The following is a 21,606-nucleotide window of genomic DNA, read 5'->3' on the forward strand; positions in this document are numbered from 1 at the left end:
CATCCAACCACGCACCGCCGAGGTGCCCCCACGGGCGGGCGTCGCCGCCGTAGGGTGAGGCGCCGTGTCGTTGCTCACCCCACCCGGAGGACCGCCCATGACCAGTGGGGTCATCGAGATCGAAGGTCTCCGGAAGACCTTCCACAGCCTGCGTCGCGGGCGGCGGGTCGCGGTCGACGGCTTCGATCTGCTGGTCGAGGCCGGCCAGGTGCACGGCTTCCTCGGGCCCAACGGGTCGGGAAAGACGACCACCCTGCGCGCGCTGCTCGGGCTGGTACGCGCCGACGACGGGCGGATGCGGGTGCTCGGCGCCAACGCGCCGGAGCAGTTGCCGCAGGTCGCCGGCCGGGTCGGGGCGATCGTGGAGAGCCCCCAGTTCTACGGCAACTTCACCGGCTACCGGACGCTGCGGCTGCTCGCCCTCGCCGGCGGCGTGCCGGTCGCCCGGGTCGACGAGGTGCTGGAGCAGGTCGGGCTGGCCGACCGGGGCGACGAGCGGGTCAAGGGCTACTCGCTGGGCATGAAGCAGCGACTGGCGGTGGCCTCGGCCCTGCTCAAGCGACCCGAGCTGCTGATACTTGACGAGCCGGCGAACGGGCTCGACCCGGCGGGCATCCGCGAGATGCGGGATCTCGTACGCGCGCTGGCCGCCAACGGCGTGACGGTGCTGCTCTCCAGCCACATCCTGGCCGAGATCCAGCTGATCTGCGACCACGTCACGATCATCTCGCAGGGCCGGCGGGTGGCGGCGGGCCCGGTGGCGGAGGTGCTCGCCGGCTTCGACCACAACGAGCACCTGGTCCGCGCCGACGACCTGGCCCGGGCCGAGGAGCTGTTGCTGGCCGCCGGGCTGACCGTCACCGGGCACCCCGACCATCTGGTGGTCAGTGGGGTGCCGGATCCGACCGCGGTCAGCCGGACGCTGGGCGAGCAGGGGGTCTGGGTACGCGAGCTGACGCCGCTGCGGCCGGATCTGGAGAGCGTCTTCCTGGAGCTGACCGGTACCCCGGCGCACCCGGGGGTGCCCCGGCGGGTGGACGGCTCGGCACCGCCCGGCGATCCGGCCGCCGACCAGGAGATCGATCTCGGGATGCGGGGAGTGGACGCGTGAACCTGATCCGTGCCGAGGTGGAGCGGCTCGGCTCCCGCCGCTTCGTCCAGCTGATGATCGTGCTGCTGATGCTGGCGTTCGGGGTGACCGCGGCGACCACGCTGGCCGGGTCGCACCAACCCTCCGCCGTCGAGCTGGCCGAGGCGCAGCGGCAGGCCGCCGCCAACCTGCGCGGCCTGGAGTTGCAGCACGAGCGGTGTCTGGCCCGGGATCGGGGCGAGCCGCTCCCCGACGACGAAGGTTTCTACCTGCCGCCGGACTGCTCCGAGCTGGATCCGGCGCTGCGGGACCGGTTGCCGGTGGCCGCCGACTACCTGACCGGGGTGTTCACCTTCACCCGGCAGGCCGAGCCGCTGCTCTACTTCCTGGTGGCGTACCTGGTGCTCTTCGGGTTCCTGGTCGGCGCCTCGTACATCGGCGCCGACCTGAACTCCGGCGGAGTGGTCAACCTGCTGCTGTGGCGACCCCGCCGGCTGACCGTGCTCGGGGCCAAGCTCGGCACGCTGCTCGGCGCGGTGCTGACGGTGTCGGTGCTCGCCACCCTCGCCTATCTCGTCACCTTCTGGGTCATCGCGCAGGTCGCCGGCTATCCCGGGCCGACAAACGTGGCCTTCTGGGCCGAGTTGGGCGCGATCTGGGGTCGTGGCTTGACGCTGGTGCTGCTCGCGGCGGCGACCGGCTTCGCCATCGCGACGATGGGGCGGCACACCGCGGCGGCGCTCGGCGCGGTGGCCGCGTACCTGGTGGTGTGGGAGCTGGGTGGGCGGATCGTGTTGCAGATCCTCGAGGTGGCCCGACCCGACCAGCTCATGCTCGCCAGCTACGTCGGCGCGTGGCTGGCCGGCGAGGTCAGATTCTGGGACAGCACCGCCTGCCGGACCGTCACCGACGGCTACTGCGACGGCAGCTACACGCTGACCTGGCAGCCGGCGCTGGCGGTGCTGCTGCTGCTCACCGCCGGCCTCAGCGCCGCCGCCTTCGCCCTCTTCCGACGCCGCGACCTGATCTGACCCCGCGTGGGGTCAGCCGACTGTCGAGCCGAAGACCTCGTCGCGGACGGCGTCCAGGGCGGTGCGGAGGGCACCGTGCAGGATCGGCTCCTCGGTCAGACCGGTGGGTACCACCCGGGGGCGCACCAGGGTGATCGCGGCGACCTCGCGCTGCACCCGCTCGGCCAGGGCCGCCCCGCCGGCCTGCCCCACCTCCCCGGCGAGCACCACGAGCGGCGGGTCGAGCACCACGCAGGTGCTCGCCACGCCGAGGGCGAGCCGGCGGGCCACCTCGTCGAGCATCGGCTCACCCGAGGTGCCGGCCGCGATCGCGGCCCGGACCGCGTCGGCGGCGACGTCGGGGTAGCCGTGTTCCCGGGCCAGGGCGCGGATCGCGTCGGCGCCGGCCAACTGCTGGAAGGCCGGCTTCGCCCGGCGCGAAACGTCGCGCGGGATGGGTGCGCCGGGTACCGGCAGGTAGCCGATCTCACCGGCCGCACCGCTGCTGCCGTGGTGCAGCCGCCCGCCCAACATGATCGCCAGACCGACGCCGGCACCGACCCAGACCAGGACGAAGTCCGCCAGGCCCTGCGCCGCACCGGACTGCGCTTCGGCCACCGCGGCCAGGTTGACGTCGTTCTCGAAGACGACCGGGGTGTCCAGGTCGTCCCGCAACGCGGCGAGCAGACCACGATGCCAGCGGGGCAGGTTGTACGCGAAGGTGATGTCGCCGGTGCCCGGGTCGACCAGGCCGGGGGTGCCGAGCACGATCCGGCGTACGCTCGACAGCTGTGCCCCGGCGCTGCCGGCCACCCGGACCACCGCGTTGTGCACCACGCCTACCGGGTCGTCGGTGTCCTGGGTGGACTGCTCGACCCGGCCGATGACCGCACCGGTGATGTCGGCGCAGGCGGCCACCACCCGCTCCGGACCGACGTCGACGCCGATCACGTGTGCGCTGCCGGGGCGTACGGCGTAGAGCTGCGCGTTCGGGCCTCGCCCGCCGGCCTGCTCGCCGACGCGGGCGACCAGTCCGCGTTCCTCCAGCCGCTCCACCAGTTGCGAGGCGGTGACCTTGGAGAGGCCGGTCAGCTCGCCGATCCGGGCCCGGGTCAGTGGCCCCTGCTCCAGCAGCAGTTCCAGCGCCGCGCGGTCGTTGAGGGCCCGCAACAGACGTGGGGTGCCGGGCAGCCGGGTCGCACTCATGCCATCTGTCCTCAAGTATTAGTTAACTTTGCTAACTGTACGATCTGTAGAACTGTGAACCGACAGGCGAACGGGTAAGCCGTAGCGTATCGGCCACGCGGGAACCCGACCCTCCGCCGACCCGGTACGAGATCCGCGCCGGCCGGCATCGAGAGGAGAGCACGTGGGGCAGGATCCAGGACTGCGCCGGCTGGCGTTGGGCACCCTGCTGGCCGCGTACCCGGGGCCGGTTCCGCCCGAGTGGGCCGTCGACCTGGTCGCCGACGGGCTCGCCGGACACACCCTGTTCGGCAGCAACGTCCACGGCCCGGCCCAGGTGTCGGCGAGTACCGCGGCGTTGCGGAGCGGCCGGTCCGATGTACTGATCGCCATCGACGAGGAGGGCGGCGACGTCACCCGACTGGCACACGCCACCGGCAGCCCGTACCCGGGCAACGCCGCGCTCGGCGCGGTGGGCGACGTGGCGCTGACCCGGCAGGTCTACCAGGCCATCGGCGCCGAGCTGGCCGGCCTGGGCATCACCCTCGACCTGGCGCCCACGGTCGACGTGAACACCGTCGACGACAACCCGATCATCGGCACCCGGTCCTTCGGCGCCGACCCGGTCAGCGTCGCCGCGCACGCCGCCGCCGCGACCGCCGGGCTCCAGGCCGCCGGGGTGGCGGCCTGCGCCAAGCACTTCCCCGGCCACGGGGCGACCGTGGCGGACTCCCACCACGAACTGCCCACCGTGGACGCCGCACCCGACCTGCTGCGCCAGCGGGATCTGCCGCCGTTCGCCGCGGTGGTCACCGCCGGGACGAAGGCGGTGATGACCGCGCACATCCGGGTACCCGCGCTGACCGGGGACGGGCCCGCCACGTTCAGCCGGGCCGCGCTTGTGGACCTGCTGCGCCACGAGTACGGCTTCGACGGCGTCATCGTCACCGACGCGCTGGAGATGAAGGGCGCAGCCCTGGCCGCCGGCGGCATCGCCCCCGGCGCGGTACGCGCCCTCGCCGCCGGCGCCGATCTGCTCTGCATCGGGGCCAAGGTCGACGCCGACCTGGTCGAGCGGGTCGCCGCCGAGATCGTGGCCGCGCTCGGCGACGGTCGGCTGGAGCGAACCCGCGTCGAACAGGCCGCCGGTCGCAGCGCGGACCTCGCCGCCTGGACCCGGACCGCCGACCGCACCACCGCCACCCCCACCGACCTCGGGTACGCGGCAGCCCGCCGAGCCGTGCGGGTGGAGGGCGTGCCGACCGGACTGGACCGGTCGCTCGTGGTGCAGCTGCACGCCGACTCCACCATCGCCGAGGGCCGGGTGCCGTGGGGGCTCGGCCCGCACCTGGGCGGCACCGAGCAGATCCGGGTGGTGGCCGCCGAGACGGACCCCGCCGACCTGCGCCAGCGCGCCGGTGACCGGCCGGTCGTCCTGGTTGCCCGCCACCTGCACCGGCTGCCCGGCGGCCCGGAGCTGGCCAACGCGCTGGCCGCCACGCATCCGGTGGCAGTGGTCGAGATGGGCTGGCCGGCCACCTGGCGGCCCGACGCGGTGCGGGCCTTCGTCACCACGTACGGCGCGAGCCACGCCAACGGCCGCGCCGCCGCCGAGGTGCTCGGCCTGGCCCGCTGAGCCGACGCTCCATCTTGAACGCGTTCAACTTATGTCGTACGCTGACGTCCATCAAGTTGAACGCGTTCAAGATTGGGTCGACGCATGGACATCAAGGTCTGGATGTACCTGGTCTACCTGACGATCAGCATCGGTCTGACCGTCTGGGTGGCGCGGGCGCTCACTCGCAACGGCATGGTCTTCCTCGACGAGGTGTTCGCCGACGAACGCCTGGCGCGGGCGGTGAACAATCTCCTCGTGGTCGGCTTCTATCTCCTCAACCTCGGCTACGTCACGGTGGCGATGCGGCACTCCGAGCCCGTCGGCTCCACCAGCGTCGCCATGGAGGAACTCTCGCTGAAGGTCGGTCTGGTGCTGCTGGTCCTCGGCGCGCTGCACTTCTTCAACGTCTTCGCCCTGGGCCGCTACCGGCGGAACCGGCTGCGCCAGCTCGCCACCCACCCACCACTGGCCCCGGTCGGCCGACTGCCGGTTCAGCACGCCTACCCACAGGTGTCGCCCGGGCCGGGCGCACCTGGACAGGGTGCCCCGCCGGCCGGGCAGGGCCAGGCCGACCCACCGACCCCGGCCGCGCCGCCGGCCCGATGACCACACCGGGCCGGGGCGGGATGGAGGGACTGCCGGATGCCACCGCGCACGGGGGTGGTGGCCTCCGCAGCCTCACCGTCCTCTACGACGCGCACTGCCCACTGTGCCGGGCCGCGCGCGGCTGGCTGTCGTCGCGCCCGCAGCTCGTACCGCTGGAGTTCGTGCCGGCCGGGTCGGCGGCTGCCCGGCTGCGCTTTCCGAGCCTGGACCACGACGCCACGCTGCGCGACCTCACGGTGATCGCCGACACCGGCGAGGTGTACGCGGGCGACGGTGCCTGGTTCGCGTGCCTGTGGGCGCTGGCCGACCACCGGGAGACGGCCCAGCGCCTCGCCCGCCCCCACCTGCTGCCGCTGGCCCGACGGGTGGTGGCCGCCGCGTCGGCGGTACGCGAACGGGTCCGGGAACCGTCGCCGGAGCCGACCGACGGTGCGGCGGGATACGGTGACCGGAATGACCGACCAGACTGTGCCGACGACCGCTGCGGGTGAGGCGGCGACCGCCCGGGGCGAGCAGACACGGCAGCTGATCCTGGAGACCGCGATGCGGTTGTTCCGCGAACGCGGTTACGCCCGCACCACCATGCGCGCCATCGCGACGGAGGCCGGCGTCGCGGTCGGCAACGCCTACTACTACTTCCAGTCGAAGGAACACCTGATCCAGGAGTTCTACGCCCGGACGCAGACGGAGCATCGAACGGCGGCCCAGCCGGTGCTCGAACGCGAATCCGACTTCGCCGCCCGGCTGGCCGGGGTGCTGCACGCGGGTATCGACGTGCTGACCCCGTCACACGAGTTCGCCGCGAGCTTCTTCAAGACCGCTGCGGAACCGACCTCCCCGCTGAGCCCCTTCTCCGCGGAGTCCTCCGGTCCCCGCGAGGCGTCCATCGGCCTCTACGCCGACGTGCTCGCCGGCTCCACCGCCAAGGTCGACGCGGAGCTGCGTCCCCAGCTGCCCGAGCTGCTCTGGCTCGCCTACATGGGCGTGGTGCTCTTCTGGGTCTACGACCGCTCGCCGGGACAGGCCCGGACCCGGCAACTGATCGACGGCGCGGTGCCGCTCGTCGACCGACTGGTGAGGCTGTCACGACTGCGCGTGCTGCGGCCGGTGACGCAACAGGTCGTCAGCCTGATTCACACCCTGCGTCACTGAGCGGGCTGAGCGGGAGAACACGCTTCTGACCAGGTCAAGTCCGCAATTGGACAGCAACGAGACGGCGGCGACAACTTGCCGAGCGGGTTCTGCATACGTAGCGTGATCGGCATTGAGCCTCACGCGGACCTGGGGGGAGGCTGCGGACCGTGGATCCGGCCCGGGATCCACGGTCCGCGCTCTGCCGGTCGGTGTTCAGTTCGGGTAGACGCCGTAGGACCGCCAGCCGCGGTCGGGGAATCCAGCGGCCTCCGCCACCCGCGCCGACGCGCCGTTGCGCCGGTCGTGCAGGTAGGTGGGGACAGCGCCGTCGTCGAGCACTCGGCGGGCAGCCTGGGCCACCAGCCGCCGGGCCAGCCCGCGTCCGCGAGCCGCCGGGACGGTGCCCACCGCCAACTCGTGTCCGTGCCGGTCATGCCGTTTGATGCCGACGCCGGCCAGGTAGCGGCCCCGCTGGTCGCGCACGATGAGCACCGACCGGTCGAACAGCCGCAGCCAGGAGGGCAGGCCGGCGGTGGTGGGCGGCACCCACTCACCGACGTCCGGCAGTGCCGTCGGCGCCACACTCCACCGGAACACGTCGTCGTGCACCGCCCAACCCGGATAGCCGACCGCCGCCGGCAACGCGCTCAGCAGACCGTCCGGGCGCCGCGCCAGCTCACGAACGGCCGCGATCCGATCGGGCGCCACGGAGAGCACGCCGCTGGCCCCGGCGTGGACCGCGATGGCGGGGCGCGGCCGACCGTCCCACGCGGGTCGGGTGCGCCGCCCGGACCCGACCACGTGCAGACCCGGGCCGGCCGGCCACTGTCCCAGCCAGGTCGCCAGGTGCAGGTGCAGCCGCCGATCGAGCATCAACGCCTCCCGGTCCGTCACCGCCGACGCCGCTCACCGTACGACGACGCGGTCGATTCGGGGCGTAGGTGGGTCCGATCCGGGGAACCTTAACGATCTATCGACCGTCATATCCATTTCCATACATGGACAACATTATTTGGAACGGTGGGGGCATGCAGAAACAGCCGCAGGACCGTGATCAGCAGGACCCCGAGCGCGCCTGGCGCAACCACCGGCTCACCGGCCGCTTTCCGGCCCAGGCGGCGTACCGCGGTCACCGGACCCGCCCCGGCACGCTCTCCTGGTGCGAGCTGAACAGCCTGCCCGCCGGCCCCGTTCGGCACCACCTGAACCCGCACTGACACACCAGGCTGTAGGGCGGCGAGCCACCGCGCGCTTTCGCACACCTGTCGGGTAACGTCTGCTGGTCCTTCGACGGTCACGACGGGAGCTGGCACATCCATGGGCAAGAAGACGATCCACGTCTCCGACTTCAGCGGCACGGTGCTGGGTGCCGACGACGAGGCCGTTCGCATCGTCGTTCTCGAGCACCCTGACCTGGTGGCCGGGCCCGTGCAACTGGACGCCACTCCGGTGGAGGTGGAGAGCATCGACGACGCGGCGCTGGACGTGGCGGTGGTCGAGATCCACGACCGGCACGGCCACGGCGAGCCACGTCGGGTGGTGCTGACCGCGAGCGAGTTCGACGCGATGGCCACCGACGTGCCGATGGCGCAGTTGCTGAAGACCGCCGAGCGGGTACGCCCGCCAAAGGCACGACGCAGCGCCGAGAAGGTCGACTACGGCACGATCGAGCACGCGGGCCGGCCGCACCGGGGGCGGGTCACCGAGGAGGAGTCCCGGTTGGTGCGCGAGCGGCTCGACGAGGTGAACAAGCGCCTCGCCGACGCCGGGTTGCGCCAGATCGATCCGGCCGACCCGGAGCACGCCGCCCGGTACGGCTTCCCCGTCGAGCCCTGATCGGCTATTCGAACGTCCGCAGTTTGGCCAGGGCCGCCGCGATGTTCGCCTCGACGGCGACCTTGTCCACACCGAGGCCGGTGAGCACACCCTCGCCGTTCTCCTGCTCCAGCAGGGCCAGCAGGATGTGCTCGGTGCCGATGTAGTTGTGCCCGAGCCGCAGCGCCTCACGGAAGGTCAACTCCAACGCCTTCTTGCCGGCGGTGTCGTATGGAATCAGGTCCGGGACCTCGTCCGAGGATGGCGGCAGCGCCGCCGTGGCGGCCTCGCGCACGGCGTCGACCGACACACCACTGGCGGCCAACGCCTTGGCGGCCAGCGCCTCCGGTTCGGCCAGCAGGCCGAGCACCAGGTGCGCCGGGGTGATCTCGGCGTTACCTGCGGCCTTCGCCTCATTCTGAGAGGCCATCACCACGTTGCGGGCGCGCGGGGTGAACCGCTGGAAGCCCTCCTGAGGGTCCATCGCCGCGCCGACGAAGCGCTTCTGGGCGGCCTGCTTGCTCACCCCCATGCTGCGGCCGATCTCGGTCCAGGACGCTCCGGAGCGCCGGGCCTGGTCCACGAAGTGGCCGATCAGATGGTCGGCCACGTCACCGATGTGATCGGCCACCATCACCGCGTCGGTCAGTTGATCAAGGGCGTCGGAGTGGGCCCGCTTGATGGCCTGGATCAGGTCGTCGAGCCGGACCGGGTTGTTCATCTGCACGGGTTCAGTCATGCGTCAACCTTAGGTTGACGATTGGCCTGCGTCAACCGCGGGTTGACGAACACGCGCAGCGCCACTATGCCGATGATCGTTGTTAACAACCTTGACTAATTCTTCCAAAATCGACAGACTCGGATTTGGAGAGCGCTCTCCACCCGCCTCGCCAGCGCATCCGTCCCTCCACCCCCGAGGAGATCCGATCGTGTACGCCATCTCCCGCAGCCTCCGGCGGGCAGCCGCCGCCCTGGGCGCGGCCCTCGTCACCAGCGCGCTCCTGCTACCCGTGCAGTCCGCACCAGCCGCCGCCGCGATCGGCGGGATCACCTGGCAGGACGAGTTCAACTCGCCGGCCGGCACCCCGGTCGACCAGTCCAAGTGGCGCTTCGACATCGGCGGCCACGGCTGGGGCAACAACGAACGGCAGTACTACACCAACAGCACCAGCAACGCGGTGCACGACGGTCAGGGCAACCTGGTCATCACCGCCCGCCGGGAGAATCCGGCCAACTACCAGTGCCACTACGGCCGGTGTGAGTACACCTCGGCCCGGCTGCTGACCGCGGCCACCTTCAGCCAGGCGTACGGCCGGTTCGAGGCGCGCATCAAGATCCCGCGTGGGCAGGGCATCTGGCCGGCGTTCTGGATGCTCGGGCGGGACTTCGGCGACGTCGGCTGGCCGGCCTCCGGCGAGATCGACATCATGGAGAACGTCGGGCGGGAGCCGAACACCGTGCACGGCACCATCCACGGGCCCGGCTACTCCGGCGGCGGCGGGATCACCGGCAGCCGCACCATCGGGCAGCCGCTTGCCGACACCTTCCACACCTACCGGGTGGACTGGGAGCCGAACATCATCCGCTGGTACCTCGACGGGTCGGAGTTCTTCCGGGTCGACCCGAGCCGGCTCGGCGGTAACCGCTGGGTCTTCGACCACCCCTTCTTCATGATCCTCAACGTGGCCGTCGGCGGTAACTGGCCCGGCTACCCCGACGGCAGCACCCAGTTCCCGCAGCAGATGCTCGTCGACTACGTCCGGGTCTACGGTCACGTGCCGGACGGCAACACCGGCACCACCCGGATCCGGGGGCAGCAAAGTGGCCGATGCATCGACATCCCCGGCGCCAACCCGGTCGACGGAGCGCCGCTGCAGGTCTGGGACTGCAACACCACCGCCGCCCAGGCGTGGACCTTCGCCGCCGACGGCACCATCCGCGCGATGGGCAAGTGCATGGACCCGGCCTGGGCCGGGACGGCCAACGGCACCGAGGTCAACCTCGTCACCTGCAACGGCAACCCGGCGCAACGATTCACCCTCAACGCCGCGGGCGACCTGGTCAACCTCAACGCGAACCGCTGCGTCGACGTACGCGACAACAACCCGAACAACGGCGGCCGGCTGCAACTGTGGGACTGCGCCGGCACCCCCAACCAGAAGTGGTCCCGCGCCTGACGTCACCCCCGCCACGAGACCCGGGTCGCCGCGGGGACCGGGCAGCGCCCGCAAGCACGTCGGGCGCTGCCCGCGGTGAGCCCGCCGGGCGTCCCGCGCGTAAGAGTCGGTGACAGGCGGGTAGTAACCCCTGCGGTCATCGATGTGCGGGAGGCGACGTGGAGAACACTCAGTCCGCCGGCGGGCGGCGATTGTGGTGGTGGCTCGGGGCGATCCTGCTGGTCGTGGTGGTCGTGGTGGTGGCCACCTGGACCTGGGTGACGGTCCGCGGCGACGGCCGCAACGGGCACGTCGTCACCGGAGCCGCCGGCGACCTGCGGGAGGCCACCTTCGTGCTGCTCGACGGCGCCGATGTGGTCCGGATAGGCACCGCCGACCTCGGCGAGGACGCGTACCGGGTCTCCACCCCTCGCGACGCGAGCGTCCGGCCTGCGGTCTCGCTCACCGACGGGAGCCTGCTGACCAGCCTGCGCGGCACCGACCGGGACGGCCCGGCGGTGGTGGAGGTGGTGCTTGCCGAGTCGGTCCGCTGGCACGTCCGGATCAACGGCGGGGCCAAGGAACAGCACCTCGACCTGCGCGGCGCGCGGGTCGGCGACGTCGAGTTCACCGCCGGAGCGAACCGGATCGAACTGACGCTGCCCGCACCGGAGGGGACGCAGCGGACAGTGCTCGGCGGCGGGGCGAGCCAGGTCGTCGTCCACCTGGCCGGGGACGCTCCCGTGCAGGTACGCGCCGGTGGCGGCGCCGGTTCGGTCACCGTCGACGGCACCACCCACTCGGGGGTGGCTGGCGGAACGATTTTCACCCCGCCGGAGTGGAACTCCACGACGGACCGTTACGACATCGACGCCACCGGCGGCGTCTCCTCCGTCACCGTCGACCGCACCGCCGCCGGCTGAGCCTCCGCAGACGCGCTTGCTTGTCGCCGCCGACCGGAGAGTCAGGCGTCGAACAACTGGTCCAGCTGATAGTGCAACAGGGCGATCGCGGCCTCCGCCCCGCGCATGTTCGCCATCACGCTGTCGGCCAGGCCGGTCGCCAGCGCCAGCAGGTTGCCCGCCTCGGCACCGACGTCCCGGGCCGAGGAAAGCTCACCGGCCTGCTGCCCGTCGGCCAGCAGCGCACGGAGCACGTTCTCCAGCTCCCCGGAACCTCGGGTGTAGGAGAGCTCGGCCAACGCCGGATCGGTCAGGGCCAGGGCGTGGTAGGCGGCGAAGACGGTGTACGAGGCGCGTTGCTGCTCGTCGACGGGGATGAGCTGCACCAACCAGGCGTACAGGCGGTCGCGGACACCGGCTGTCGCGCTGGCCTCCAGCCCGGCCTCGATCCGCCGGCCGACCGCCTCGGCCTGGTGTTGCAGCCCCGCGAAGAGCAGTTGCTCCTTGGTGTGGAAGTAGTACTGCACGGTGCTGACCGAGACGCCCGCCTCGGCCGCGACCGTCCGCATGCTCGCGGCGTGCAGACCTCGACTCGCCGCGATGCGCAGGAGCGCGGCGACGATCAGGGCCCGCCGTTCCTCGTGGTCGGCCAGCTTCGGCATGCGCCACATCACCCTTCCCGCTTTGGTAGTACGACTGTACTGTACGATCGTACTACCAAAACGCAGAGGGGAGGCCCGGTGACAGCCACCAGAGATCCCGGCGTCGGACGGTTCGTCAACGACCAGGCGCGAGAGAGATTCCTCCAGGCGTACGACGTGGCGATGCGGTCCTGGCCGCAGCCCCGACAGGAGTTCGACGTCGAGACGGGCTTCGGCACCGTCCACGTGCATCGCCACGGTGCCGGGCCTGGCGCACCTGTGGTGCTGCTGCACGGCGCCCAGGGCAACTCCTCGAACTGGTATCCGCAGGTCGCCGCGCTCGGCAAGCACCACCCGGTCTACGCACTGGACACCATCGACGACCCGGGACGCAGCGTGCAACGGCGTCCGGTGGTGGGCTCGACCGAGAGCGCCGCCTGGCTCGACGAGACGCTCGCCGCCCTCGACCTGAGCGGCGTCCACCTGGTCGGGATGTCGTACGGCGGCTTCCTGGCGCTGGCCGCGGCCGTGCACCGACCGGAAAGGTTGGCGTCGGTCACCCTGCTCGACCCGGGCGGCCTCCAGAAGGTCCCGGTCAAGTTCTACGCCAACGTCCTCGCGGGTGCCCTGGCCACGTTGGCGCCGCGCCGCACCCGGGCCTGGTTCGCCCACCGGCTGGCCAACCACGCGCTCATCGAGTCTGCCGAGCAGCTGGCCCCCGTCATGATCGCCGCGCGGCACTGGCGGACCCGGCGTCCCGCGGCCCGCCGGTTCGACGACGACGAGCTGCGGGCGATCCGGGTACCGGTGCTGCTCCTGGTGGCCGAGCGCAGTTCGCTGCTACGACCACGGCAGGCGGTGGCCCGGGCCCAGACGCTGATCCCGTCGGTGCGGGCGGAGATGGTGCGCGGTGCCGGCCACGGTCTCTCGCTGGAGCGTCCCGAGCTGGTCAACACGCGCGTGCTCGACTTCATCGCCGACCGCACGTCGGACGACGCCGTCGGACGCGACCAGCCCGGCCGGTGACGGCGCGGGGCGGCGTCGGGCGACCCGCCTGGGGTCGTTCCGACGCCCGCCCGCCGTCCGGCAACCGCCCTCCGGATACGGTACGTCCGATCGCCCGCTGCTCAGCGGGAACGACTGCGGTGTACCGCGAGGCTGGAGGGGCCGCCGTGGCCATGCGACTGCACGTCGGGTGTGCGATGTGGACCCACCGGTCGTGGCAGGGGCGGCTGCTCCCCCATCCGCTGCCGGCGCAGGAACGGCTACGGCACTACGCCGGCTGGTGCGACGCGGTCGAGGGCAACACCACCTTCTACGCCACCCCGGCCCGCGAGACGGTCGCCTCGTGGGCGGAGCAGACCGGACCCGATTTTCGCTTCGTCGTCAAGCTGCCGAAGGTGGTCACCCACGAACGCCGCCTCACCGACGTGGACAGGCCGATGCGCGCCTTCCTCGACGCGATCGAGCCACTCGGCTCCCGGGCGTACGCCCTCTGGGTCCAGTTGCCCGGCTCCTTCGGCCCGGACGACGTACCCACGCTCGCCCGTTTCCTGCGCCGCCTGCCCGCCGCCCACCGACCCGCCGTGGAGGTGCGCGACCCGGCCTTCTTCACCGACCCCCGGGCGACCCGGCTGCTGGAGACGACCCTGGCGGAGACGGACGCCGAGTGGATCCCGTTCGACACCACGGCGTTCTTCACCGAACCGCCGACCAGCGACGCCGAGCGGGACGCCTGGACGAAGAAGCCCAGGATGCCGCCGCGTACGGTCGCGCTCACCGCCCGGCCGATCGTCCGTTACCTCGGTCGCGACGACCCCGCGCGCACCGTCGAGGGCTGGCGGCGGTGGGTGGACGTGACCGCGGAGTGGCTGCGCGAGGGCCGGTCGCCTACCGTTTTCATCCACACCCCGGACAACGCCGACGCGCCGACCCTGGCCCGCCGCTTCCACGACGAGGTACGCGCCCGCGTACCGCAGCTGGCACCGCTGCCGGAACCGATCCCGGTCGAGCCCACCACCCTCTTCTGACCGTCGGACCCGCCCGGCCTCGATCAGCGGTGGTCAGACAGCCTCCTCGACGAAACCGGCGATATCGGCGGCGATCCGTTCGGGCTGCTCGCCGTTGACGGCATGGGAAGCACCCGGGTAGAGCCGGACCGTGCCCCGGGGCAGGGTCCGGCGGGCGGTCTCGACGGCCTGCTGCGGGTCGTGCATCACCGATTCACCAGCGATGATCGCCAGGACCGGCAGGTCGAGTCGACGGAGGCGTTCCTCGCTGATCCGCGTGGGCGGCGGCAGCCGGAGCTTGTAGTGCTGCATGCCGGCTTCGATCATGTCGGCGACCGGCTCGTCCTCGACCGGCGCCCCGCCAGCGGTGTACGAGTTGAAGCTGTCCCGCCACGATCTCGGCAGCCAGGGCAACGCGGCCGGGATGGAGCGCACGATCGTGCCGAACGGCATGTCGGCGAAGACGTACACCGCGTCGATGACGGTCATCGACGCGATGTGGTCCGGTCTGTGCAGGGCGAGGTTGACCGCGGTCCAGCCACCGATCGAGAGACCGACCAGGTGGAACTCGTCCGGTGGGAGCGCCTGGAGGGTCTGGTGCAACCACTCGGCCTGCGCCTCGTCGCTGTCGATCGGGCGATTCTGCACGCTCATGCCCGGCTCGCCGAGCAGGTCGACGGTGTAGACGTCGCCGATGGGCAGCAGCAGGGGCACGTTGTCAGCCCAGACCGGCGTGCCCGAGGCGCGCCCGGGCAGCAGCAGCAACGGGGTGCTCGTACCGCCGTCGTCCGCGCCGGTGCCGGCGAAGCGGTAGACGCGCACGATGCCGTAGTCGGTACGTACGTCGAAGGTCTCCGTCGGGTCGGGCAGGGCGGCGAAGGCCTCGGTGTAGGCCCGGAGGAACCGGTCCTGCCCGTCGGCGCTGTCCCAGTGGCCGATCGGCGCGGGCTGGCGAAGGGCGAAGGTGGCCACCAGCGCGATAAGTGCGAGCCCGGCCAGGACCAGACGCAGCCATCGTGACCTGGGCCTCAGCCGGTTGAGAGCCTTCATCAGCCTGGTCCGCACGACACACTCCTAACCGATCGGTAGATTTTTCGACCGTACGGTAGAATCTGGCGGGTGACAAGGAGACGAGAAGGCGCGACGGCGGAACCGACCCTGATCGAACGCGCCCGCCGCGCCCAACTGATCGAGGTCACCATCGAGTTGGTCGCCGACCGGGGCTACGCGGGCGCCTCACTGGCCGCCATCGCCGAACGCGCCGGCATCACCAAGGCCGCCGTGCTTTACCACTTCCCCACCAAGGCCGCCGTCGTACGCGCCGCACACGAACACGCCCTCGCCGCCCTCGTCGCAGACGTCGCCGGTGCGGTCGAGGCCGCCGACACCGCGAACCGGCCCGCCGCGTACGTCAGGTCGATGGTCGGGCACCTGCGGGAGCATCCCCGACACACTCGCATGATCATCGAGGCGATGGTCCACGACGACGGCGACCACGATCCGGCCGCCCGTTGGCGCCCCCTGGCCGAACTCATCGACGCGGCCCGGATCGCCCGTGGCGGCAGCGGCGACATCGACGTACGCACCACGGCGATCATCGTCGGTGGGGGCATCGACGCGATCGTCGCCGAGCAACTCCACGACCCCGACTACGACACGGCGGCGGCGGCCGAACACCTCGTCGAGATGCTCGACACGACTCTCGGACCGTGACGACGCGCACCACGCGCCAGCTCACGGCGTGATGACGACCCGCCGTCCGCGCAGCTCACCCTGCTCGATCATCCGGTGCGCCTCGGCGACCGCCGACAGCGGCATCCGTACCATGCCGCGTGGGGCCAACTCCCCGGCGACGAGCATCCGGTTGACGGTGCCGGCAGCCGCGGCCAACTCGGCAGTGGTGGCGCGGGAGATGACGAAGCCGGTGACCGTGCGATCGTTCAGGTAGAGGGGGCCGGCGGGTAGCACCGGCCTGGTGCGGGGTCCCGCCAGCAACACGATCCGGCCACGTATCCCGATCAGATCGACGATCGATTCAAGATCGTTCCGTCCCGACGTGTCGAGGTACAGGTCGATACCGTCAGGGCACACCGACCTCAACCGACCGATCAGATCGGGCGCCCGGTAGTCGAGAACCTCTGCGGCCCCGAGATGCCGGCAGTACTCGGCGTCCGCGGCGGACGCGGTGACCACGACGCGGGCACCAGCCGCCGTCGCGAGCGCCACAAGTGCCGAGCCGACGTTTCCGCCGCCACCGCCCACCAACACGGTCTCCCCGACCCGCAACCGCCCGTGCACCACAAGACCCAGGTAGGCGGTAGCGGCGGGGTGCAGCACGGCCACCGCGACCGCCGGATCGACAGCCGTCGGAAGTCGGTACAGCCGATCCGCCGGCACGACGGCCTGCTCGGCGGAGCTGCCCTGCCGGCCGTCGTGCCCGAGGCTGTTGCACCACACCAGGTCACCGACGCCGAAGCCGCTCACACCGGGCCCCAGCGCCGTCACCCGCCCGACCAGGTCACGGCCGACGATGAACGGCAACGGCAACGGCGTCGGGTACGCCCCGGAACGCACGAAGGTGTCGACCGGGTTGACTGTCGTCGCCAGGACGTCGACGAGGACATCGGTCGGACCGGGACGTGGCGCCGGCAGATCCCCGTACCGGATCACGTCGGCCGGACCCGGACCCTCTATGTAGGCGGCACGCATGCCGTCATTCTCGCGCCACGTGGTCGTCCTTCTCGCTCATTCACCGCCACCGCCGGGCACGGTCGTTCCGGACCGATCACTCGGCCGACGGACGCGGTCTCGGCTGCCGGTGGTACCTCGGTCCGGCCGGAGCGTGCATCGCGCCCCGGTAGATGCCGTGCCGCAGCTCGGAGACGTACCCATCCAACTCGGGCATGCCCAGCCGGGACGCCACGGCCAACTCGGCCTCGAAGTCGTACGGCACGCGGACGAACTGGATCGAGAACGGCGCGTCGGCCGCCGCGTCGAGGACACCTTCGAGGATCACGTAGACCGGGGTCGGATCGCCCATCGCATTGCCGACGCTGCCGGTGTTGAACAGGGTTCGGCGGTCCCGGTCCACCTCGTAGAACGGATCGTGGGTGTCGCCGTAGCCCACGACCGTGGGCTCCGGTCCGTCGCCGGTAGCCGGGGTGTTGGCGAACATGCCGAGGAACTCGGCCTCGTCGTGGTCAAACCGGACCCGACGGTGCACGCTTGTCGCCGACGCGTGGAAGAGCCGCACCCGCCGCCCGCTGAGCACAAAGTCGTGGCTGAACGGCAGGCCGCGCAGCCAGTCGCCCTGGCCGGCGGCGAGCTGCGCCAACCACCAGGCCATCGCCTCGTTGTCGTAGCTGCGGTCCGGGTCGGGGAGGAAGTCGTCCCAGTTGCCAAGGATGTTGACCTCACAGCGCTCCCTGCAGATCTCGACCACCTCGCGGCCACGCGGCCCCTTGCCGACGTAGTCGCCGAGGTTGAAGATCCGCTCGATGCCGCGTGCGTCGATGTCGGCCAGCACGGCCTCCAGCGCGGTCAGGTTGCCGTGGACGTCGGAGATCAGAGCGATGCGATCGAGGGGCCGGGCCACCGGCCGATCGTAGCTGCGGCAGTCCCGGCGTTGAGGTGCGGCGGCCTGCCTACAACCAGCCAACCTCGCGCAGTTCGGCAAGCAGTTGCGGGTCAAGGTCGTCCGGTTCGAGTACGTCCCCAGCGGGTGGCGGTTCGATCGGTTGCCGCCGGCCGAACGAGTGGTAGAGAAACTGCCACTGACCGGCGCCCGCTTCCGCCTGGTCGAAGTGCAGCGTCAGATTCGTGAGCCGGCCCTGCGCGTCGAGGGTGGCGTCGAAGGGCATCATCGTGTTCGTCGCCGACAGTTCCCTACGCAGCTCGACGGTCAGGTGAGGATGCCGACGTAGGTCGAGGACACCACGAACGGCTCGTTCGGTGACGAGCCGCAGCTCGACCGATGTCTTCACCAGTTCCTGCAGATTGTCCGTCGCCTGCGTACCGATGAAGAGCGAGGAGTCCGCACCCAGCAGGCGCGGCAGGTCGACCGGTAGCCACCCCTCGGGGGGCTCCCCGAAGCCGAAGATCCGCATCCAACTCTCTTCGTCGACGGTCTTGATCTCGATCCACTGGAAGTGGCCGGGTTGCCGAATGGGGAAGCGGATGGTCATGTCGCTCCGGCGTCTGGCCGGGTCCACCGTCATCTCGACCGTCGTACTGACCGACGCTCCCTCGACGTCACTGCGGGTCATGGTGAAACGTGTCGAGTAGGTGTCCTGGCCGACTTTCTTCGCACCCTCGTGCAGCCATGTGTGGAGGTCCTGCTGCACCGCGCCTGCCGACGGGCTCGGACCTGATGGTGGCGAGGCGGCGTCGGCACAGCCAGCCGCCAGGGCCAACGCGACAGCGGCACCTGCTGCCGCGGCCAACCTGCCCACTGCGCGGGCACCCGATCGCCCCAGCAACCGACCCGGCCCCGACCACACGCTGTTCAACAGGTTCTCCGTCCAGACCCGGCTCATGATCGGCACATGGTGCCAGCTCACCCAGACCTCGTCCAGACCGTCAGCCTGTCCGCACGCGCCAGGGGCCAGGCACGGTCGGCGCCTGGCCCCCGGATGCGGCTTCAGCTACGTCGACTCCACTGCTGGTTCGCGCCGCCGTTGCAGGACCAAAGAATGATCTTTGTCCCGTTGGCGGTGGCGGCGCCATTGGCGTCGAGGCAGAGTCCGGACTGGACGTTGGTGATGGTGCCGTTGGCGTTGACGTTCCACTGCTGGTTGAGCCCGCCGTGGCAGTCCCAGATGATGACCGTGGTGCCGTTGCTGGTACCCGCCCCGTTCGCGTCCAGGCACTTGTTGCCGTAGACGGTGAACTGTTTGCTCGCCGTGTAGGTCCACCGCTGATGCGAGCCGCCGGAGCAGTCCCACAGCTGCGTCTGGGTACCGTTCGTGGTGGTCGCGCCGGGGACCTCGATGCAGCGGCCGGACTGGCCGCCGACGAGCTGCGTGTCAGTCGTACCGCCGGTGCCCTGCCGCCGGACGAGAGACTTCGACTCGGCCGACCGATTGCCCTGCGCGTCGACGACGTAGAGCCGGTAGTCACCCGACGACGTCGGCACCGCGATGGACGTGGCGTTGCCGTCTGCCCTGGTCATCGTCGGGCCGGCGGCGAAGGTGGTGGTGCCGGAGGGGGCCAGCCACAGCGACCTGGTCGCATCGCCGCTGCTGCGGATCGGGATCGAGGACGTGCCGCTGCCGACGAACGTGCTGGCCGGTAGGACGTAGTCCTGCGCGGGCAGGTTGCGCGGCTGGGTGATGTCCCGGAACGAGTCCTGGAGCCCGGAGTTGACAGCGATTCCGTAGGCCGCCGCCGGCCAGACGTAGTCGGAGGAGACGAGGATGTCGTGGATGGTGCTGTTGGGCAGGTTCTTGTTGGAGACCTTGTTTATCGGGCCGTAAGTCTGCGTGATGTGAAGGTCGTGCTTGCGCCCGAAGTCGTCTGAGTTGATCATCCAGGTGATGTTCTTGTCCACGCTCAGGACGTTGTCCCGGAAGGTGATGAACGCCGAGCCCTCGTCCGGGTGGAGTCCGTACTTGTGGCCAGCCGGAACGCCCTGGAAATAGTTGTCGTGGATGACGGTGCCCGGCTGGCTGCCCAGCGTGTAGATCGGTGCCGTGTCACTGAGCCGCTGCACCGTGTCGATGATGTGGTTGTGACTGATGGTGTTGTTCTTCGCCGTGGTGGTCGGCCGGTTGGGCGCGATCGACCCTGAGGACCCGTCGAAGTTCCACCAACCCCAGCCCATCGTGATGCCCGCCCACGGGGCCTTCTCGATGCGGTTGTGCTGCACCGTCAGGGTGTCGGCGAAGTACGCCGCGACCGCGCCGTGCCCGTTGAACAGCACCGAGCTGTCGTGGATGTAGTTGTTCCTGATCTCGATGTTCTTCGGAAGCCCCTCGACCTGTGCCGGGTACTTCTCGCGGTTGCTCGACGTGTGATCGCCGACGTAGACGTGCTGCGGGTGACCCACGCTTATCGCCGTTCCGGCGATGTCGTTTGTGTAGTTGCCGATCAACTGCGTGTTCGTCACGTCGTTGACCAGGGTGATTCCGTCGGCCCCGGTGTGCGCGATCCGGTTGCGCTCCAATCGGATCGCGTTGGCGTTCTGCAGGTGGATGATGCCGGGGGTGAGGTCGACGTTGCGGTAGTAGTAGACGTGGAAGTTGCCGCGCGCGTACGCCTGCGCGCCGAGATTGCCCTGCTGGGCCTGCTTGAACACCGAGCCGGCGACGTTGAACAGGTTCCAGTCGGAGTGCCGCACGGTGAGACCGGAGAACGTGATGTTGCGCGCCTGGTTGCTGGTCGAGGTGCCGGCGACCCGCAGCACGGTGGTCACGTTGTTGGGCGCGAAGACCGACGCGGTGGACATGTTGTCGGCGCCGGCCTTGTAGTAGTAGAGCGTCCGGCTGGACTTGTCGAAGTAGAACTCGCCCGGCGAGTCCAGGAACTCGTAGGCGTTCATCACCTTGTGGGTACCGTTGATCTGGGCGTTGCCGTTGAACGCCCCCTGCGCGATGGCGGCGCCCGGCTGCTGGAACAGCGCGATACGACTCTGCCCGTCACCGCTCGTCGTCACCTGACGAACGCCCACGATGGCAGTGGTCCAGGTGGTGCCGGTCTCGATCTCGATGTCTTCCTGGTTGCGGGAGATCGACGGAAAATCGGCCGGGTTGTACCTCGCGCCCTCACACTGCGAGCCCGACTCCCACGCCCAGTCGGCCTGTCCCGCGGTGATGGTGTACGTGCCGTGGCAGCCCCCGGATGTGATCGTCTTGGCCGCCATGTGAGCCCGCTGGCCGTTGACGTAGAGCGCCCGCAGCTTGTTGGCCCGGTCGAGCGGCGCCTTCCAGATGTTCCCGCTGTGCTGGGTCCAACCGGTCACCTGCACACCGGCCTCAAGAACCGGCGTCTCGTCGGGGTACGCGGCGTAGATCACCCGGTGGCCGTTGGCGCCGGAATCGCTTGCCCCGAACTCGATCGTGCTGCTCACCGGGTAGCTGCCACCGCGAAGGTAGACCTGGATGTCGCCGGTCATGGTCGCGGTCTTCGTGCGGACCACGTCCCGGGCGCGCTGTAGCGTCCTGAACGGTGCGGCGAGCGTGCCCGGGTTGGCGTCGTTTCCACCGGGCGCGACGTACAGCGTCTCCTGGACGGCAGCCAGGGCCGGAGCCTGGTCTGCGAACACGGCTGGCAGTGCAGCGGAGACGAACACCGCCAGCGCCAGTAGGGCACCTCTTCCGGCACGGACAACAGATCTCATCTCTTCTCCCTCCGCTCCCGGGCCGCCACCGGAAGCCATTGACATACCGCGCCGCACGATGGGCACGGGCCCGGCCTCGGCGTACGCGCGGTCGGGTGTGCCAG

22 protein-coding genes are annotated in these 21,606 nt (G+C 70.6%); 13 read left to right on the forward strand and 9 right to left on the reverse strand.

Annotation, left to right across the window (positions count from 1 at the left end; translation table 11 throughout):
• The first annotated feature begins 97 nt into the window (after positions 1-97).
• Both O7624_RS09865 and O7624_RS09870 read left to right on the forward strand, forming a co-directional pair.
• Positions 98-1,111, forward strand: coding sequence for an ATP-binding cassette domain-containing protein (locus O7624_RS09865; protein WP_282239767.1), 1,014 nt, complete (start codon positions 98-100; stop codon positions 1,109-1,111).
• Entirely contained in the window at positions 1,108-2,121 is a 1,014-nt protein-coding gene (locus O7624_RS09870) for an ABC transporter permease subunit (RefSeq protein WP_282239768.1), read from the forward strand. The genes O7624_RS09865 and O7624_RS09870 overlap by 4 nt, the downstream gene beginning before the upstream one ends.
• Before the next feature lie 12 nt (positions 2,122-2,133).
• Here the strand turns inward: O7624_RS09870 and O7624_RS09875 are convergent, their stop codons facing one another.
• Entirely contained in the window at positions 2,134-3,306 is a 1,173-nt protein-coding gene (locus tag O7624_RS09875) for an ROK family transcriptional regulator (protein WP_282239769.1), read from the reverse strand.
• A gap of 163 nt (positions 3,307-3,469) precedes the next feature.
• Here O7624_RS09875 and O7624_RS09880 point away from each other — a divergent pair, with 163 nt between their 5' ends.
• From O7624_RS09880 to O7624_RS09895, 4 genes are all read left to right on the forward strand, one after another.
• A complete protein-coding gene (locus O7624_RS09880; protein ID WP_093401815.1) occupies positions 3,470-4,921 on the forward strand; it encodes a glycoside hydrolase family 3 N-terminal domain-containing protein in 1,452 nt (483 codons plus the stop codon).
• A gap of 84 nt (positions 4,922-5,005) precedes the next feature.
• Positions 5,006-5,509, forward strand: coding sequence for a hypothetical protein (locus O7624_RS09885; protein WP_282239770.1), 504 nt, complete (start codon positions 5,006-5,008; stop codon positions 5,507-5,509).
• Positions 5,506-6,000 carry a DCC1-like thiol-disulfide oxidoreductase family protein gene (locus O7624_RS09890; protein ID WP_282239771.1) on the forward strand — a complete coding sequence of 165 codons (495 nt, stop codon included), beginning with the start codon at positions 5,506-5,508 and terminating at the stop codon, positions 5,998-6,000. Before O7624_RS09885 ends, O7624_RS09890 begins: the two co-directional genes overlap by 4 nt.
• Entirely contained in the window at positions 5,963-6,661 is a 699-nt protein-coding gene (locus O7624_RS09895; RefSeq protein ID WP_282239772.1) for a TetR family transcriptional regulator, read from the forward strand. The genes O7624_RS09890 and O7624_RS09895 overlap by 38 nt, the downstream gene beginning before the upstream one ends.
• Before the next feature lie 195 nt (positions 6,662-6,856).
• Here the strand turns inward: O7624_RS09895 and O7624_RS09900 are convergent, their stop codons facing one another.
• Complete coding sequence (locus O7624_RS09900; RefSeq protein WP_282240595.1) at positions 6,857-7,516, reverse strand: GNAT family N-acetyltransferase; 660 nt, start codon at positions 7,514-7,516, stop codon at positions 6,857-6,859.
• 155 nt (positions 7,517-7,671) lie between these two features.
• Between O7624_RS09900 and O7624_RS09905 the strand changes: the two genes are divergently transcribed.
• Complete coding sequence (locus tag O7624_RS09905; protein WP_093401819.1) at positions 7,672-7,860, forward strand: hypothetical protein; 189 nt, start codon at positions 7,672-7,674, stop codon at positions 7,858-7,860.
• 100 nt (positions 7,861-7,960) lie between these two features.
• Positions 7,961-8,479 (forward strand): hypothetical protein, encoded by a 519-nt coding sequence (locus O7624_RS09910; RefSeq protein ID WP_282239773.1) that lies wholly within the window; start codon positions 7,961-7,963, stop codon positions 8,477-8,479.
• A 4-nt stretch (positions 8,480-8,483) separates the two neighbouring features.
• On the opposite strand, the gene O7624_RS09915 is transcribed toward O7624_RS09910, so the two are convergent.
• Complete coding sequence (locus tag O7624_RS09915) at positions 8,484-9,197, reverse strand: Clp protease N-terminal domain-containing protein (protein WP_282239774.1); 714 nt, start codon at positions 9,195-9,197, stop codon at positions 8,484-8,486.
• A gap of 190 nt (positions 9,198-9,387) precedes the next feature.
• On the opposite strand from O7624_RS09915, the gene O7624_RS09920 reads away from it, so the two are divergent.
• Both O7624_RS09920 and O7624_RS09925 read left to right on the forward strand, forming a co-directional pair.
• A complete protein-coding gene (locus O7624_RS09920; RefSeq protein WP_282239775.1) occupies positions 9,388-10,635 on the forward strand; it encodes a family 16 glycosylhydrolase in 1,248 nt (415 codons plus the stop codon).
• Between the two features lie 158 nt (positions 10,636-10,793).
• The gene (locus O7624_RS09925) at positions 10,794-11,537 is read left to right on the forward strand and encodes a hypothetical protein (RefSeq protein WP_282239776.1); all 744 of its coding nucleotides are present in this window, start codon (positions 10,794-10,796) and stop codon (positions 11,535-11,537) included.
• 41 nt (positions 11,538-11,578) lie between these two features.
• Here O7624_RS09925 and O7624_RS09930 read toward each other — a convergent pair whose 3' ends face one another.
• Positions 11,579-12,178: a TetR/AcrR family transcriptional regulator gene (locus tag O7624_RS09930; protein WP_204026652.1), complete on the reverse strand. Its 600-nt coding sequence runs from the start codon at positions 12,176-12,178 to the stop codon at positions 11,579-11,581.
• A 78-nt stretch (positions 12,179-12,256) separates the two neighbouring features.
• Here O7624_RS09930 and O7624_RS09935 point away from each other — a divergent pair, with 78 nt between their 5' ends.
• Both O7624_RS09935 and O7624_RS09940 read left to right on the forward strand, forming a co-directional pair.
• On the forward strand, positions 12,257-13,183 hold the full coding sequence (locus O7624_RS09935; RefSeq protein WP_282239777.1) for an alpha/beta fold hydrolase: 927 nt from the start codon (positions 12,257-12,259) through the stop codon (positions 13,181-13,183).
• Between the two features lie 176 nt (positions 13,184-13,359).
• Entirely contained in the window at positions 13,360-14,187 is an 828-nt protein-coding gene (locus O7624_RS09940; protein WP_282240596.1) for a DUF72 domain-containing protein, read from the forward strand.
• Positions 14,188-14,220: 33 nt separating this feature from the next.
• Here the strand turns inward: O7624_RS09940 and O7624_RS09945 are convergent, their stop codons facing one another.
• Positions 14,221-15,231, reverse strand: coding sequence for an alpha/beta hydrolase (locus tag O7624_RS09945; protein WP_282239778.1), 1,011 nt, complete (start codon positions 15,229-15,231; stop codon positions 14,221-14,223).
• A gap of 54 nt (positions 15,232-15,285) precedes the next feature.
• Between O7624_RS09945 and O7624_RS09950 the strand changes: the two genes are divergently transcribed.
• Positions 15,286-15,879: a TetR/AcrR family transcriptional regulator gene (locus tag O7624_RS09950; RefSeq protein WP_282239779.1), complete on the forward strand. Its 594-nt coding sequence runs from the start codon at positions 15,286-15,288 to the stop codon at positions 15,877-15,879.
• 21 nt (positions 15,880-15,900) lie between these two features.
• On the opposite strand, the gene O7624_RS09955 is transcribed toward O7624_RS09950, so the two are convergent.
• From O7624_RS09955 to O7624_RS09970, 4 genes are all read right to left on the reverse strand, one after another.
• Positions 15,901-16,875, reverse strand: a complete 975-nt coding sequence (locus tag O7624_RS09955; RefSeq protein ID WP_282239780.1) for an NADPH:quinone reductase — start codon at positions 16,873-16,875, stop codon at positions 15,901-15,903.
• 76 nt (positions 16,876-16,951) lie between these two features.
• Positions 16,952-17,761 (reverse strand): metallophosphoesterase family protein, encoded by an 810-nt coding sequence (locus tag O7624_RS09960; protein WP_282239781.1) that lies wholly within the window; start codon positions 17,759-17,761, stop codon positions 16,952-16,954.
• A 49-nt stretch (positions 17,762-17,810) separates the two neighbouring features.
• Positions 17,811-18,725: a hypothetical protein gene (locus O7624_RS09965; protein ID WP_282239782.1), complete on the reverse strand. Its 915-nt coding sequence runs from the start codon at positions 18,723-18,725 to the stop codon at positions 17,811-17,813.
• 80 nt (positions 18,726-18,805) lie between these two features.
• Positions 18,806-21,502, reverse strand: a complete 2,697-nt coding sequence (locus O7624_RS09970; RefSeq protein ID WP_282239783.1) for an RICIN domain-containing protein — start codon at positions 21,500-21,502, stop codon at positions 18,806-18,808.
• Positions 21,503-21,606: the final 104 nt, after the last annotated feature.

The organism is Verrucosispora sp. WMMD1129 (genome assembly GCF_029581255.1).
GTDB classification, from domain to species: Bacteria; Actinomycetota; Actinomycetes; order Mycobacteriales; family Micromonosporaceae; genus Micromonospora; species Micromonospora sediminimaris.

Coding starts and splice junctions, on each gene's coding strand:
- O7624_RS09895 (WP_282239772.1), top strand. CDS start 5,963: ATGACCGACCAGACTGTGCCGACGACCGCTGCGGGTGAGGCGGCGACC.
- O7624_RS09875 (WP_282239769.1), bottom strand. CDS start 3,306: ATGAGTGCGACCCGGCTGCCCGGCACCCCACGTCTGTTGCGGGCCCTC.
- O7624_RS09970 (WP_282239783.1), bottom strand. CDS start 21,502: ATGAGATCTGTTGTCCGTGCCGGAAGAGGTGCCCTACTGGCGCTGGCG.
- O7624_RS09955 (WP_282239780.1), bottom strand. CDS start 16,875: ATGCGTGCCGCCTACATAGAGGGTCCGGGTCCGGCCGACGTGATCCGG.
- O7624_RS09885 (WP_282239770.1), top strand. CDS start 5,006: ATGGACATCAAGGTCTGGATGTACCTGGTCTACCTGACGATCAGCATC.
- O7624_RS09930 (WP_204026652.1), bottom strand. CDS start 12,178: ATGCCGAAGCTGGCCGACCACGAGGAACGGCGGGCCCTGATCGTCGCC.
- O7624_RS09915 (WP_282239774.1), bottom strand. CDS start 9,197: ATGACTGAACCCGTGCAGATGAACAACCCGGTCCGGCTCGACGACCTG.
- O7624_RS09865 (WP_282239767.1), top strand. CDS start 98: ATGACCAGTGGGGTCATCGAGATCGAAGGTCTCCGGAAGACCTTCCAC.
- O7624_RS09940 (WP_282240596.1), top strand. CDS start 13,360: ATGTGGACCCACCGGTCGTGGCAGGGGCGGCTGCTCCCCCATCCGCTG.
- O7624_RS09910 (WP_282239773.1), top strand. CDS start 7,961: ATGGGCAAGAAGACGATCCACGTCTCCGACTTCAGCGGCACGGTGCTG.
- O7624_RS09890 (WP_282239771.1), top strand. CDS start 5,506: ATGACCACACCGGGCCGGGGCGGGATGGAGGGACTGCCGGATGCCACC.
- O7624_RS09905 (WP_093401819.1), top strand. CDS start 7,672: ATGCAGAAACAGCCGCAGGACCGTGATCAGCAGGACCCCGAGCGCGCC.
- O7624_RS09900 (WP_282240595.1), bottom strand. CDS start 7,516: ATGCTCGATCGGCGGCTGCACCTGCACCTGGCGACCTGGCTGGGACAG.